Below are 14,739 nucleotides of genomic sequence, written 5' to 3' on the forward strand. Positions count from 1 at the left end.
GCTGGCCCAAATGAACGCCTTTCTGGCCGCGGAGGCGCGGCTCGAGCGCGAGCGCCTAGCCGCCTTGCTGACGGTCACCAGTGTCGGTGCCCAGGGCGGCAAGGAGGCCATCGAACGACTGCAGCGGGAATTGCGGCGTGAAGATTAGCCTGACCACCGAGGGCCTGCTCGATCGCCGTCGTTTCAATGCCTGGCGCAACCAGACGCGACAAGAGATGCGTGAAGGCGCCGTCCGGGCCATGCGCAGCGTCGGCCGCGAGATGGTCGACGATGTGCGTCGCGACATGCGTGCCGGATTCAAGGTGCGGAAAGCGGCCTTCCTCAGATCCATGCGCGTCAAGGTCTACGACCGACAGCGGACGCGTTTTCCGGCCCTCTACATCGGTTCTAAGATCCCCTGGCTCGGTATCCACGAGCAGGGCGGTGTGATCGGCAGGCGCATGCTGATCCCGTTGCTGCCCCAGCATCAACGCATCGGTCGCAAGGCCTTCCGTCGTGTCATCGATAACCTGATGCGCTCGGGCAATGCCTTCTTTATCGAACGCAACGGCAAAACCATCCTGATGGCGGAGAACATCCGCGAGAACGATCGGGCGCTGGCGCGCTTCAAGCGGGGTGAACGGTTGCGCAGCGGCCAAAAACGGCTGCGGCGTGGGCAGGAGATCCCCGTGGCGGTGTTGGTCGATCGGGTCCGGTTGCGCCGCCGCTTCGATATCGAATCCACTGTCCGACGCAAGCTGCCCCGGCTCGCCCGGGCCATCCAACGGGAGTTCAATCGCTGATGGCACGCAACCGCGCTCAGATCCTGATCAGCGCCGTCGACGAGACGCGCCGAGCCTTCCAGTCCATCGACGGGAACCTCACCCGGCTACGCGACCAGGCCAGTCGGGTCGGCGATACCCTGCGCAACATCGGCGCCGCCATCGGTGTAGGCTTGGGATTACGCGAGTTGGCCGAGGCGGCCGACCAGTACAAGGGATTGCAGGCGCGGCTGCAGCTGGCCGTCACCTCGCAGGAGGCGTTCAACCGGGCCGACAGCGAGCTGTTCGATATCGCCCAGCGCAGCCGTGCGCCGCTGGCGGAAACCGTGACCCTGTATGCCAAGCTGGCGCCTTCCATTCGCAGCCTCGGCCGCGAACAGCAGGATGCGCTCACCGTCACCGAGGCAATCAGCCAGTCGGTGGCGTTGTCCGGTGCCTCCGCCGAGGCGGCGAGCGGCGCGCTGCTGCAGTTCGGCCAGGCCTTGGCCGCCGGGCAACTGCGGGGTGATGAATTCAACTCGGTGATCGAGCAGACGCCGCGCTTGGCCCAGGCCATCGCCGATGGGCTGGGCGTGCCGCTGGGGGCTTTGCGATCCCTGGCCCAGCAGGGCAAGCTCACCGCGCAAGTTGTCCTCGATGCGCTACTCGATCAGAAGACCCGTCTGGCCCAAGAGTATGCAGCGCTGCCGGACACGGTATCCGGCGCGCTCACCCGGCTCAGAAATGCCTTTCTGCGCGTCTTTGGCGAGCGGGATGCTGGTTCCGGATTTACTGCGGGGCTCGCCAAGGCGATCCAGCTGGCCGCCACGCACATCGACTTGCTGATCCAGCTGGTCGGCACCGCGCTGGTCGCGGCCTTTGGGCGCATGGTGGCCTCGCTCGCGGCCAGTGTCGCCGCCGCCAGGGCAGAGGCCGCCGCGCGGCTCAACAACCTGCGTCTGATCGAGGCCGAGACCACCGCCCGGTTGCGTACCGCCCAGGCGGCGCTGGCCCAGGCCGCGGCCCAGGGCAAGGCCACCGTGGCCTTCCGCGCGGAGCTGGCCCGGGTGGCACAGGAGACCCTCAAGGCGCGCCAGGCCGTCACCCAGGCGGCCGCAAGTACCGGTCTGCTGGCACGCGCCGGCGGGGTGTTGCGCGGGGCGCTGGCGGTGCTGGGCGGTCCCCTCGGTCTCATCGTGACCGGTCTTACCCTATTGGGCACGGCGGCCTTTTCGGCCCGCGACAAGGTGGTGGCTTTCGGTGGTACCACGGCGAGCATCGGACAGATCGCCGTGGCTGCCTGGGATCTTGTCAGCGAAAAGGTCGGGCAGGCCGTCGCGGCGCTGAGTCGCCTGGTGGGGATCAACGACGGTACCTGGACCGACCTGCGTGAAACGGTCTCGGCAGGGGCTGTTGCAATCGGGCGCACCCTGCGCGGTTGGGTCAATGACATCATCGGGGCCTTCAACGCTGTGGGCCAGGTGGTGGGGATCACCGCCGGCTTTCTTGTGCGCCGCTTCAGCCAGGCATTCGCCGACATCGGCGCATTGGCCCGCGCCCTGGGCCAGGATGTGGCCGCGGCCTTCCAGGGCGATTTCTCCCTGAGTCGTCTCAAGGCCACCTTGCGTCGCGGCATGGATGAAATGCGCGGCTATGGCGAGGCGCTGGGTGAGGCGGTCAAAGAGTCGCTGGGGCGCAACTATGTAGGCGAAGCCGCCCGCGCCGTCGCCGCGCGCATCAAGACCGAGCAGCAAAAGGAACGACTCTTCGCCCGACCGCAGGCGAGTGGCGGCGGCGCGACGGAAGACGACAGCAAGGCGCGCCTTAAGCTCGCCCAAGCGCAGAGCGATGCGGAACTCAAGATCCTCAAGGAAGGCCTGCAGCAGGCGACCACGGCACTGGACCGGGCGCTGGAGGATCGACTGGTCTCGATCCGCGACTATTACGCCGCCAAGACCGCGCTCGAGCAGCAGGGCATCAATGCGGAGATCACCCGCATCCGCACGGCACTGGCCGCGCAGCGGGATCTCGCATCCTCCACCGCCGATGAAAAGGCCCGGCTCGATGCGCGCGCCCAGGTGGCGAAACTCGAAGCCGAGCTGATCACGCTCAACAACCGCCGTGCCGACATCGAGGTCGCCAACGCGCGCAAGGCGGCCGCGGCCGAACGCGAGCTGAGTGACGCGCTGGCGCAGGCGCGTGAGGAACTGGCGCAAATCACTGGTACCGCCACCGATGCGCAACGTCGTGAGGCCATCGCGCGCGGCTATCGCGATCTGCGCGCGCGACTGCTGGCTGAGGGCGACACCCAGGGTGTGGCCCTCGTCGACCGGCTCATCGACGTTAAGGCGGCCCAGGCCAACCTGGAGGCGCTGGAGTCGCAGTGGCGGCTCACCGCCGAACGCCTGCGCAATGCCCAGGAGGCGATCCGGATCCAGCAACAGGCGGGGCTGCTCACCGAGGCCCAGGCGCGCGAGCAGATCGTGCAGCTTCAGCAGCAGTCCGCCGCCGAGATGGAACAACTGCTGCCCGCCATGGAGGCGGCGGCCGAGGCCATCGGTCCCGAGGCGGTGGCCCGAGTGCAGGCGTGGAAGAACGAGCTGGCCCGCACGACCCTGGTGGTCGACGAGGTCGCCACCCGGGTACGGGGTCAGGTACAGGACGCTTTTGCCACGATGTTCGAGAACATTGGCGCGGGCACCAAGAACGCCAAGGAGGCATTTCGGGACTTCGCCCGCTCCGTGATCACCTCGATCAACCGCATCGCCAGTCAGAAGCTGGCGCAGGCGCTGTTCGGTGGTTTGAGTGGCGGGATCGGCGGCTTTGTCGGCACGCTGTTCAAGGGATTCGCCGCCGGCGGCTACGTCACCGGCCCCGGCACCTCGACCAGTGATTCCATTCCGGCACGGCTTTCCAGCGGCGAGTATGTGCTCAATGCCGCGGCTGTCAAACGCGTGGGCATCGGCTTCCTGAATACGATCAACGGCCTGTCGCGCGGGCCGGTGGTGGCCGGATCGAGCCTGGCTTTTGCCGCCGGCGGCCTGGTGCCCGATCTGCCGCCTGCCGCCGCACCACAAGGGCAGGGTGTGCGCATCGTCAATGTTGTCGATCCCGCCATGGCGGCGGACTACCTCAACTCGTCGGCGGGCGAGAAGACCATCCTCAACGTCCTTCAACGCAATGCGGGAGCCGTCAGACAGGTGCTTGCCTAATGGCATTCGAAACAGGCACGGCCAGCGGTTACCGGGATCTGCTGGATCGTTTCCATGCCTTCATCACCACCCATCCGGATCTGGTGGCCGCAAGCCAGCAATGGCAGGTGATGCGTTGGACCACGGACGCCCAGAACAAGGAGCTGATCCTCAAGGCGCCAGGGCTCGCGGGGGCGGAGGAGATCTACTGCGGTATTCGCACCTACGAGAGTGCCACGTCCGCGTATTACATGTGGGACCTGAACGGCTTTATCGGCTACAACGCCGCGAACGATTTCTACACCCAGCCGGGGACGGTGACCGGCTGGGTGCCCAAGATGTCGCTGTGGAACACGGCGATCCCGTACTGGTTTGTAGCCAACGGCCGCCGTGCCGTGGTGGTGGCCAAGATCTCCACCGTCTATCAGACGGCCCACCTGGGGGTCATCCTGCCGTATGCGACACCCGGCCAGTACCCGTACCCGCTGCTCATCGGTGGCTCCATGACCGGCCAGCGCGGCCGCAACTACAGTCTTATTTCACCCAACCATCGCCACTTCACCGACCCGGGCGAGGACAGTCAGAACAGCGCCAACACCGCCTGCATGCTGCGCGGACCGAGCGGTGCCTGGCTGGCGTTCCAGAACCGCTATTACGACCCGTATGAATACCGCTATGACGGCCGCCGCCCGGTATGGCCGGGTATCTATGACCGCCTGTCCTCCGTGCGCGAGGCGCCGGACGGGGCCTATGTGCTCACGCCCCTTGTGCTGGTCCAGTACAACAGCAGCTCGGACCACGACCTGTTCGGTGAGATCGAGGGCTGCTATCACCTCTCCGGGTTCAACAACGCGGCGGAAAACCTGATCGACATCGGCGGCGTGGATCACCTGGTGGTGCAGAACGTCCATCGCACCGGCGTGGAGGATTACTGGGCGCTGCGCCTGGAGTGATGCATGGCCTATCAAACCGGAACTGCCACCACACCCGACCAGCTGCTCGATGCGCTGCGCGTGTTCGCCGTCGCCAACGGCTGGACAGAGCTGCGCTGGGCGCCCTCGGGCACAGGACAGGAGTTGTCCCTCGCCAAGGCGGGTCTTTACGTGCATTTGCGGAGCGCGGTGGACGAACGCCTGCGCTCGGGATATTCCAACGTTACGGGCATCTTTTTGACCGCCTCCACGGCATGGGACAATGCACAGCCTTGGAGCAGCCAACCGGGCACCATACGCAACACCTCGAACCAGGTCGAGGCCTGCGGCCTGTATGAAGTGGGCGTGAACAACACCTACCACCTGTTCGCGCTCACCGGGCCCGAGATGATCCTGCTGGTGGCCGAGATCTCGCCGGGCGTCTATCACCATCTGGTGTTCGGCGAGCTGGCCAAGTATGGCACTTACAGCGGCGGACTGTTCGTCTCCGGGTCCTATGGCTCCGACGGCTACACCTATACCTACAGCGGCTTTACCGACTACGTGTTCGGCTACAACGTGGATCGGCACGCAGGGTTGCCGTTCAACGACTACAAGTACTACGGGCAGAACTATATCAAGGCCACGGTGGATGGCTTCGACGGCTGGTTCTCGGTGTGCTCGAATTCGCCAAAGACCGGCAAACGGGCGCGATCGCTGTTCGAGGCGGGGGCCACCTCCAACGCCAGTCTCGGGCGGCTGTGGTTCTCCCGGGCGCCCAACACGCTGAACGGCGTGTCGCCCATGCTGCCGTTTTACTTGTCCGTGGAACGCCCGGACGGTTTTTTCTCGCCCTTCGGCTACACATCGCACCTGCGCTACCTCAACATCACCCACTATGCGCCGGCGGAGACCTTCAGCCTGGGCGCCGAGCAGTGGATGGCCTTCCCGGCGCACTCCAAGAACGGCTTTTCCGGCGTGCACGGTTATGCCGTTAGGAAGGTGCTCTAGGTCATGGCCGTGATTCCCGGCGCCATTTTGCCCGGCGCGAGTCGGCAGGAGCCGCCGTCCTGGACGCGGTCGCAAGAGATCTCGGAGCGCCAGCGCCTCACCTGGCCGTTCGACCCGAGGGAGGCGAGCGGGGCGCAACCCGGCGCAAAACAGGACACCCAGCCGGTCGTCGAGGTCGCCTCGGCGAAGACCGGCAGTGCGTTGGCGGCCTTTGGTGGTGACTGGTACCACCGCATCCACGTGATCCCCTCGATCATCGACCTCGGCAACCTGGTAAGCCCAGTCGAGCGGGTCCTGGAGGTGTGGAACGCGCAGTTCACAGGGCAGACGCTCGATGCCATCGACGAGACGGGCACGGACGGCCTGTTGCTGTCCGGCCAGCCGGCGCCGCCGCTCGCTTTCGGTCCGCTGCAATCGCGCCTCTACACCTTCACGGCGGGCACCCGCGGCGCACCGGTGATCGATGCCAGTTATCGCTTTACCTTCGCCGGTGGCGTCACCGCGCTGTTGTTGGTCACGGGCCGGCGGGTGGTGGTCTTCGGCATGCGGCCCGACTGGTCGTCCGGCATCACCGAGCGGCTGGAATGGCTTACCGAGATCCTCGAGGCCTACGACGGCACCGAGCAGCGGGTGCGGCTGCGCCGGTTGCCGCGACGCGCCTTCGAGTACGGCTTCCTGATCGAAGGCGTCGATGCCCGTGTGCTGGACCATCTGCTGTTCGCCTGGGGCGCCCGGATCTACTGCCTGCCGGTGTGGACCGATGTCTCCGTCCTGACGGGCGAGGTCGCCGTCGGCAGCACCACGCTCACGGTGCAGGACGCCGCCAACAGCGACTACCATGCCGGCGGGTTGGCAGTGCTGTGGCGTTCCAATACGCGCCACGAGGCGGTGGAGATCCTCTCCATCGCCGGCGACACCCTGACGCTGAAGCTGCCCCTGGGCGGCAGCTGGCCCGCCGGTACGCGGGTGTTTCCGGCGCGGCTCGCCCGCCTCGAGGGCGAGGTCACGGTGACGCGTCCCACCGACACGATTGCGCTGGGCCGCTGCCGTTTCAGCGTCGAGGACATCACGTCCCTTACGGTCACCGACGTCGGTCCGGCCTACCAGGGCTACCGGGTGTTCGACTGGCCACCGGATCGGAGCACCGAGCTCGAGGACGCGTGGCGCCGCAAGCTCGCGGTCATCGACTACGGGACCGGCCTGCCGAGCTTCGACGACGAGTCGGGCTCGCCGAAGATCGGGCGCCGGCTTACCTGGCTGCTTACCGACCGGGGCAAGATCACGGCCTTCCGAGGCTGGCTCGCCGCACGGGCAGGAAGGGCCAACCCGGCCTGGCTGCCGACCTTCGAGTCCGACCTCGAGGTCAGCCGCACGGTGGCGGCCACCGATGCCGGCATCACGGTGCGCAATGTCGGCTACGCCCGCTTCGTCGCCGCCGATCCTCTGCGGCGCGACCTGATGCTGCGCACCACGGCCGGCAGCTTCCAGCGCCGCATCACCGGGGCCACGGAGATCTCCGAAGACGAGGAACTGCTGTCCCTGGACGCGCCGCTGGGTGTGACCCTGCAGCCCGAGCAGTTCCTGCAGGCCTCGTATCTGGAGCTGGCCCGGCTCGATCAGGACGCGGTCGAGCTGCATTGGGAGACGGATGCCGTTGCGCGCGTACAGCTCTCCACCCGGACATTGAGATCATGACCTACCAGACCCTAGAACAATCCGCCCATGACGGCGAGCCGCAGGAACTCTATCGCTTTGCCCAGGGCACCCAGCGTTGGCTGTACACCTCCGGACAGGTGGCGGTGGACTACCAGTCCGAGACCTACCAACCGGCCACGATCTCGCGCGGCCGCCTCGAGCAGGGCAACGAACTCGCGCGCCTGGGTGTTGAGATCCGCATGCCACGCGATCTGGCCGTGGCGAGCCTGTTCATCGCCGCGCCGCCCGAGGGCGTGGTGAGCCTGACGCTGTACCGGCGCCACGCCGGGGACCCCGAGTTCATCACCTACTGGAAGGGGCGGGTCGCAGGTAGCAGGCTGTCCGGCGCCGAGGCCACCCTCAAATGCGAACCCATCGCCTCGAGTCTCAAGCGGCCGGGCTTGCGTGCCTGCTACCAGCTGCTATGCCGCCACGTGCTGTACTCCAGCGGCTGCGGTGCGCTCAAGGACAGCTTCCGCGTGGACGGCACCGTGGCGGCCGTGACCGGTGTGACTGTCCAGGTGGCCATCGCCGCCAGCCAGCCGGATGGCTACTTCGTGGGCGGCATGCTCGCCACCCCCACGGGCGCGCGCATGATCGTCGCCCACACCGGCGTCGACCTCACCCTGGTCGCGCCCATGCTCGGCCTCGCCGCGGGTGATGCGGTGCAACTCTATGCCGGCTGTGACCACACCATGAATCATTGTTCGAGCCGCTTTGCCAACCTGGACAACTTCGGTGGCTTTCCCTTCATCCCGGTGAAGAACCCGTTCACCGGCGATGCCGTGGTGTGAGGTAGCGCATGTGGCCGCAGATCATCATCTGGGTCGTCACCACGGTCCTGTCGGCGCTGCTCGCGCCGCGCCCGAAGGGGCAGGATGCACAGCCCGGCCAGATCGGCGACAAGGACGTGCCCGTCGCCTCCCAGGATGCCCCCATCCCGGTGCTGTTCGGCACGCGAATCATCTCCGGGCCCAATGTCGTCTGGTACGGCGACGTCCAGGTGCGGCCGATCCGCAAGTCCTCGGGTGGTAAGAAGTGACGAGTGTGATGGCACGGTTGGAGCATGCCCGTGCCCTGGGTTACTGCGCCCGCGGCATGCGCCGCTGGTTCGAAGGGCGCAGCCACACCTGGAGCGAGTTCGTTGAGCAAGGCGTCCCGGCCGATTGGCTGCGTGCCACGGGTGATGCGATGGCGATCCGCGTCGCCGAGCAAGCCGAGAAGGAGCGGACGCTATGAGCGGCGGCGGCAAGGGCAGCCAGGAGTACACGGTCGGCTACTGGTACGGGCTCGGCGCGCACCTCGCCCTGTGTCACGGTCCGGTGGACGCCATCACCGAGATCCGTGTGGGCGAGCGCGTCGCCTGGTCGGGCAACGTGACCGGCAACACCACGATCACCATCGACAACCCCAACCTGTTCGGCGGGGAGGAACGCGAGGGTGGCGTCCAGGGGCCGGTGGACATCCTGATGGGCGGCTCGTCCCAGGGCCGCAACGCCTACCTGCAGGAGCGGCTCGGTGCCGACATCCCGGCCTTCCGCGGCGTGGTATCGCTGATCCTGCGCCGGGTGTGGGTGGCGGCCATGAACCCCTACATCAAGCCCTGGTCGGTGCGTGCGAAGCGCGTGCCGCGGCAGTGGTATGCAGTCAAGGCCGAGATCTCCGGTGACGCCAACCCGGCTCATATCATTCGTGAATGCCTCACCAATGGCGAGTGGGGCATGGGCTACCCGGCAAGCGACATCGACGACGCCAGCTTCACGGTGGCCGCCGACGCCCTGTATACGGAAGGCTTCGGGCTGTCACTGCTGTGGAACCGGGAGGAGACCATCGAGGACTTCATTCTGTCGGTGCTCAAGCACGTCGACGGGCTGCTCTATGTCCACCCGCGCACCGGGCTCTTCACGCTCAAGCTCGCACGTGCCGATTACACGCTGTCCAGCCTGGCGACGTTCGATCCGAGCAACATCCTGCGCATCGAGGAGTTCACGCGACCATCCTGGGGCGAGATCACCAACCAGGTGACCGTCGTCTACCGCGACGGCACCACGGACAAGGACGGAAGCGTCACGGTCCAGGACATCGCCGCCGTGCAGCTCAACGGCGGCGTGGTGGCGACCATGGTCAACTATCCCGGCATCAGCCGGGCCGATCTCGCCAACCGGGTGGCGATGCGTGAATTGAAACAGCTCTCGAGCAGCCTCGCCAAGTGCACCTTCGTCGCCAACCGCCAGGCCTCCAGCCTCAACATCGGCGATGTGATCAAGCTCTCCTGGCCGCCCTATGGCATCGACCAGTTGCCCATGCGCGTCGCGCGCATCGCTTACGGTGAACTGGCGAACGGCGCGGTGCGGGTGGAGTGTGTGCAGGACATCTTCGGGTTACCGCAGTCGGTCTACTCGGCACCACCGCCCTCGGGCTGGACTGAGCCGACCAATCTGCCGGCGCCGTGCCCGTACCAAACCCTGTTCGAGGTACCGTACTGGTCGGTGGTGAAGGACTTCACCGGCGAGTCCCAGAGCCTGCTTGGTGACATCGACGATTTGGATGGACTGGTGGCCGCTTGTGGATCGCGCCCTTCGTCGGACGCCTTCGGCTTCAAGACGCTGGCGCGTATCAGCGGCAGCTTCTCGGCCAAAGGCTTCGGCATCTTCACGCCCACCGCCATCCTGACCGAACCGTTACTGCAGGCGGCTACCCAGGTAAGCGTGGGGTTGACCTCCGGCATCGGCCTCGAGGAGGTGGAGGCGGGCGGCCTGGCGCTGATCGACGGCGAATGGTTCAAAGTGGTGTCGCTCAACCTCGCCACCCAGACCGTCACCCTGGAGCGCGGGATGCTCGACACGGTGCCGGCGAGCCACCCGGCCGGCAGCCGCCTCTGGTTTGTGGAGGGTTTCCGCCACTACCTTACGCCGGAGTATGTCGCCGGTGAGACGGTGCGCGTGAAGCTCCTCACCCGCACGGCACGCGGCACCCTGCCCGAGGCGGCAGCCACGGAGATGAGCTTGCCGCTCAACAAGCGGTTCATCCGCCCGTACTGCCCCGGCAACGCCCAGATCAACGGCAAGCGCTACCCGCCGGTGGTGGCCGGCGAACTCAGCGTGAGCTGGGCCACGCGCAACCGCCAGTCCCAAACCGCGTACCTCGTCCTGCAGACCGAGGGGGTGATCACGCCGGAAGTGGGGCAGACCACCACGGTGCGCTTCTACAACGAGAACGGGCAACTCAAACGCACGGTGAGCGGCATCACCGGCAGCAACACCAGCTGGCCGCTGGCACAGGAACTCGCTGACTCCGGCTTGGGGCGCGTCAATGCGCACGTCAAGGTCGAGATCGAGGCGAGCCGTGACGGCCATGTGTCCTGGCAGAAACACGTCATCGAATTTGACCGTACCGGCTACGGCCTGCGCTACGGCGACTACTACGGAGGTGCCTGATGGCAAACATCGATCCCAACCTTGGTCTCACCTACGGCTGGGCCCAGGGCGAAAACAACTGGAACGGTGGCATGGACGCCAATCTGAAGCGACTCGGCGCCGTGGTCGGCCTGTCCGTCAAGGACCGCGACCTCGCCACCCCGCCCGCGACACCCGTAGACGGCGATCGATACATCATTCCGGCGGCGGCCACCGGCGCCTGGACGGGGCGCACCGACCAGATCGCCGTCAACATCGCGGGTGTGTGGGAGTATCACGTTCCGCAAATCGGCTGGCTCTGCTTCATCGAGGATGAGGACGTGCTCTCCGTCTACAAGGCGGCCGGTTGGAGCCCCGGCACCGCCGTCTGATTCTTTCATCTCTCATTATCACCCGAACCCGCCATACGGCGGGTTCTTCGTTTCCGGAGGACGATGATGACACCACCCAACCTGCAAGACGGCATGGTCGTCATGCCGCGTGATGAATTCGAGGAGCTGCTGTCGCGTGCCGCCGAGCGTGGTGCGAAGCGAGCCCTGGCCGACGTCGGCCTTGATGGTGAGGACGCCGCCCATGACATCCGCGAGCTGCGCAGTCTGCTCGAGGCCTTCAACGCCGCCAAACACACCGCTTGGCAAACCCTAGTACGCATCACTACCACCGGCCTGATTCTCGCGCTGATGGCGGGGGCGGTCATCAAGCTCAAGGTGTTCGGAGGTGGTCAATGATCGAGACTTTGCTTGGTGGCCTCCTTGGCGGGGCCTTCCGCCTGGCGCCAGAACTCCTCAAGTGGCTGGATCGCAGAGGCGAGCGTGGTCACGAACTGGCCATGCAGGACAAGGCGCTTGAGTTCGAGAAGCTGCGCGGCGCTACGCGCATGGCGGAGATCAACGCCGCGGCCGATGCGGCCTGGAACAGCGGTGCGGTAGAGGCCTTGCGGGAGGCCGTCGCCGCTCAAGGCCAGCGGTCCGGCGTGCGGTGGGCCGATGCGCTGTCCAGCAGCGTGCGGCCGGTCATAACCTACTGGTTCATGGCGCTGTACTGCGCGGCCAAGACCGCCGCCTTTGTCGGTGGGATCGATGCAGGTGTGGAATGGATTGCGGCCATACAGGCTGCCTGGACCGAGGCAGACCAGGCCCTGTGGGCAGGCGTGCTTAATTTCTGGTTCCTCGGTCGCGTGTTTGATCGGGTAAGGCAGTGACCGCTATACCGCAGGCGGCCATCGAGCTTGCCAAGCGCTTTGAAGGCTTTCACCGGGTGCCGAAGATCGACCCACTGCACAGGGCGTATCCCTACATCTGCCCAGCAGGTTACTGGACCATTGGGTACGGCCGTCTCTGCAAACCCGACCACCGTCCCATCACCGAGGAGGAGGGCGAGGATTACTTGTGCCAGGATCTCCTCACGGCACTGAATGCTACGCTGCGATACTGCCCAGTACTGGCGACCGAGCCTGAGGGGCGGCTCGCGGCCATCGTCGATTTCACCTTCAATCTCGGGGCAGGGCGCCTGCAAACCTCAACACTTCGGCGTCGGATCAACCAGCGCGACTGGCCGGGCGCGGCCAAGGAGCTGCGGCGGTGGGTGTATGGCGGTGGGAAGGTGCTGCCGGGGTTGGTAGCGAGACGGGAGGCCGAAGCCGTGTTGCTGTTTTCCAGATTTCCCGCCCAGCTTGATGGTACCCATTCGACGTCCTAAATGATGCATATAAAACATATAATGTGCTATATTATGTATAATATGCATCAATACGGGAATCCGTTCGTGGCAATCACCACTGTGGCTGAATTGGTTCGCACGGCACGAAACGGCCGTAGTCAGAAGGACTTCGCCCGAGAAATCGGCGTCGGACAGTCAATGGTGAGCCGCTATGAGAGCGGACGGGCGAGCCCCCCGGTCAAGGTGATCGAGCACTGTATGCGTCTTGTGCATGCAAGAGGCGTCGAGACCGCGCCGACTGCCGATGAACTCGCGGCCAAGGTGCTGACTGAACTCGCAAATTCGGATCTCGGCGAAGTTCGTCTCGCGCTTGCGAGACTTATCGACACGCTGGCGAGCGAACACGCGCAGGCTCGTGCAGTGAGTCCGACATCAAGATAGGATGGAGGTTACTATGGCAACGCAATCGACGATTGAGTGGACTGAGCAGACCTGGAACCCAACAACGGGTTGCACCAAGATATCCCCTGGCTGCAAGCATTGCTATGCCGAGGTGATGGCGCGTCGCCTCAAGGCCATGGGGGCAGCGGGATATCAGAATGGATTCCATCTGGCCTTGCATCCGGAGCGACTCGAACAGCCCCTGCGGCGCAAGAAATCCACTGTGTATTTCGTGAATTCGATGAGTGACCTCTTCCACGAGGACATCCCAGACGAGTTCTTGGACCGGGTCTTCTCCGTGATCCGGAAAACCCCGCAGCATACCTATCAGATTCTCACGAAGCGGGGAGACCGGCTACCGCAGTACTTCAGAGACAGGGATTGCCCTCAGAACGTCTGGCTCGGCGTCTCCGTAGAAGACCGGAAGTACGGTGTGCCGCGTATCGACCATCTACGTCAGGTCGATGCGCACATCCGGTTCCTGTCGGTCGAGCCGTTGCTGGAGGATCTCGGTACACTGGATCTCACAGATATCCACTGGGTCATAGTCGGGGGGGAGTCCGGGCACAAAGCGCGGCCCATGCGCGAAGAATGGGTAGCTAATGTCAAAGAGCAGGCCGATGCCGCGGGTGCAGCCTTTTTCTTCAAGCAGTGGGGCGGCTGGGGTGCGGACGGCGTGAAGCGACATAAGAAGGCGAATGGGCGAACCTTCAAGGGACGTACGTGGGACGCATACCCGAGCGTTCATCCGGTCCTGTAGTCCAGCGATCAAAAATCGAACTTCCCCTGCCCATCGACATTGGATGCTGCAGCCCAGAATTTGTGCGCAAGCTCGTGCTTCGCAGCAAGCAATAGCCAATAGAGGGGTTGATTCTTGCTGCCGCGGATCAACTTCATCTCGGTCGACGGCCAGACGCCTAGGCTCGCCACCAGATCTCGCCAATACTTAAATACCTGTTGCCGGACTTCCTGGTGCCCTTGAGCTATATCAACCTTGTCCCTCCATCCCGGGGCGAAAGAATCGAACGCTGATTCTTCAGATGTCGCATTCGTCACGAGGTTGCGCTGGAGATCCATTTGGTTGACGTGAACCAGTATGTCGATCCGTTTCAGTGTGGATAGTGTTCGGATAATCCCGAAATCGAGCGCTTCCAGGTTGAACGGATCGAGAAATGCAAAGTGAAGTCCGTATGGGTTCAGCCCGGGGACTATCTGCTGAACAGCATGTGCTGCTGTCCCGGTAACCACGGCGACAGGCGCGCCCAGTCGCCGCAAGCGTTCGGCGGCAGCTTCTCGTCGTATTTCGTCGAGGTCACCGATGAAGACCTGTGAGAATGGAGTACCAGCTTCAAGGCTTTTCTTCCATGCTGCGACGGCACCACCATCGATCCATTCTCCTGTCTCTCGTACCTTGCATCGGCCAGGACCACAGAACAGGTCTATGAACGTCGCCCCTGCCTTGCCGATGCCAAGCCATCCCGAACGCACGGCACGTGAGATATCGATATATCTGCAGAGGTAGTCATGCTTCTCCTTGGCCCACACACCGACATCTTCGGCCGGCAATCCATCGTCTCCCTCGATCAACTTTCCCATGCTTCTCAATCCTCGGTCATAAAGCTCACCGTTTGATGGCTTGGTGGTTGGTTCACTTTGCTCTGAAATCGAATCGGCG

General features: G+C 64.7%; 17 protein-coding genes. 16 read left to right on the top strand and 1 reads right to left on the bottom strand.

From position 1 onward, the window contains the following. The first annotated feature begins 10 nt into the window (after positions 1-10). From COW1_RS01090 to COW1_RS01165, 16 genes are all read left to right on the top strand, one after another. Complete coding sequence (locus COW1_RS01090) at positions 11-148, top strand: hypothetical protein (protein ID WP_201345163.1); 138 nt, start codon at positions 11-13, stop codon at positions 146-148. Then, a complete protein-coding gene (locus COW1_RS01095; RefSeq protein ID WP_201345164.1) occupies positions 138-782 on the top strand; it encodes a DUF6441 family protein in 645 nt (214 codons plus the stop codon). The genes COW1_RS01090 and COW1_RS01095 overlap by 11 nt, the downstream gene beginning before the upstream one ends. Further along, complete coding sequence (locus COW1_RS01100; protein ID WP_201345165.1) at positions 782-3,952, top strand: tape measure protein; 3,171 nt, start codon at positions 782-784, stop codon at positions 3,950-3,952. The genes COW1_RS01095 and COW1_RS01100 overlap by 1 nt, the downstream gene beginning before the upstream one ends. Further along, on the top strand, positions 3,952-4,884 hold the full coding sequence (locus tag COW1_RS01105; protein WP_201345166.1) for a hypothetical protein: 933 nt from the start codon (positions 3,952-3,954) through the stop codon (positions 4,882-4,884). The genes COW1_RS01100 and COW1_RS01105 overlap by 1 nt, the downstream gene beginning before the upstream one ends. A gap of 3 nt (positions 4,885-4,887) precedes the next feature. Then, complete coding sequence (locus tag COW1_RS01110) at positions 4,888-5,853, top strand: hypothetical protein (RefSeq protein WP_201345167.1); 966 nt, start codon at positions 4,888-4,890, stop codon at positions 5,851-5,853. 300 nt (positions 5,854-6,153) lie between these two features. After that, positions 6,154-7,548, top strand: coding sequence for a hypothetical protein (locus COW1_RS01115; protein WP_201345168.1), 1,395 nt, complete (start codon positions 6,154-6,156; stop codon positions 7,546-7,548). Next, positions 7,545-8,342, top strand: a complete 798-nt coding sequence (locus tag COW1_RS01120) for a DUF2163 domain-containing protein (RefSeq protein WP_201345169.1) — start codon at positions 7,545-7,547, stop codon at positions 8,340-8,342. Before COW1_RS01115 ends, COW1_RS01120 begins: the two co-directional genes overlap by 4 nt. Positions 8,343-8,350: 8 nt before the next feature. Continuing rightward, positions 8,351-8,590: a hypothetical protein gene (locus COW1_RS01125; RefSeq protein ID WP_201345170.1), complete on the top strand. Its 240-nt coding sequence runs from the start codon at positions 8,351-8,353 to the stop codon at positions 8,588-8,590. Positions 8,591-8,598: 8 nt separating this feature from the next. Continuing rightward, positions 8,599-8,787: a hypothetical protein gene (locus COW1_RS01130; RefSeq protein WP_201345171.1), complete on the top strand. Its 189-nt coding sequence runs from the start codon at positions 8,599-8,601 to the stop codon at positions 8,785-8,787. Further along, positions 8,784-10,985: a phage tail protein gene (locus COW1_RS01135; RefSeq protein ID WP_201345172.1), complete on the top strand. Its 2,202-nt coding sequence runs from the start codon at positions 8,784-8,786 to the stop codon at positions 10,983-10,985. Before COW1_RS01130 ends, COW1_RS01135 begins: the two co-directional genes overlap by 4 nt. Continuing rightward, positions 10,985-11,335 (top strand): DUF2793 domain-containing protein, encoded by a 351-nt coding sequence (locus tag COW1_RS01140; RefSeq protein WP_242466468.1) that lies wholly within the window; start codon positions 10,985-10,987, stop codon positions 11,333-11,335. The genes COW1_RS01135 and COW1_RS01140 overlap by 1 nt, the downstream gene beginning before the upstream one ends. Before the next feature lie 66 nt (positions 11,336-11,401). After that, positions 11,402-11,692: a DUF6127 family protein gene (locus COW1_RS01145; protein ID WP_201345991.1), complete on the top strand. Its 291-nt coding sequence runs from the start codon at positions 11,402-11,404 to the stop codon at positions 11,690-11,692. Further along, positions 11,689-12,165 carry a hypothetical protein gene (locus tag COW1_RS01150; protein ID WP_201345173.1) on the top strand — a complete coding sequence of 159 codons (477 nt, stop codon included), beginning with the start codon at positions 11,689-11,691 and terminating at the stop codon, positions 12,163-12,165. The genes COW1_RS01145 and COW1_RS01150 overlap by 4 nt, the downstream gene beginning before the upstream one ends. Next, positions 12,162-12,662, top strand: coding sequence for a lysozyme (locus COW1_RS01155; protein ID WP_201345174.1), 501 nt, complete (start codon positions 12,162-12,164; stop codon positions 12,660-12,662). The genes COW1_RS01150 and COW1_RS01155 overlap by 4 nt, the downstream gene beginning before the upstream one ends. Positions 12,663-12,728: 66 nt before the next feature. After that, complete coding sequence (locus COW1_RS01160; protein WP_201345175.1) at positions 12,729-13,064, top strand: helix-turn-helix transcriptional regulator; 336 nt, start codon at positions 12,729-12,731, stop codon at positions 13,062-13,064. 13 nt (positions 13,065-13,077) lie between these two features. Beyond that, complete coding sequence (locus COW1_RS01165; protein ID WP_201345176.1) at positions 13,078-13,824, top strand: DUF5131 family protein; 747 nt, start codon at positions 13,078-13,080, stop codon at positions 13,822-13,824. A gap of 8 nt (positions 13,825-13,832) precedes the next feature. Here COW1_RS01165 and COW1_RS01170 read toward each other — a convergent pair whose 3' ends face one another. Then, positions 13,833-14,660: a three-Cys-motif partner protein TcmP gene (locus tag COW1_RS01170; RefSeq protein ID WP_201345177.1), complete on the bottom strand. Its 828-nt coding sequence runs from the start codon at positions 14,658-14,660 to the stop codon at positions 13,833-13,835. Positions 14,661-14,739 lie beyond the last annotated feature (79 nt).

This window comes from Thiohalobacter sp. COW1, from assembly GCF_016629505.1.
In the GTDB taxonomy this organism is placed as follows: domain Bacteria; phylum Pseudomonadota; class Gammaproteobacteria; order Thiohalobacterales; family Thiohalobacteraceae; genus Thiohalobacter; species Thiohalobacter thiocyanaticus_A.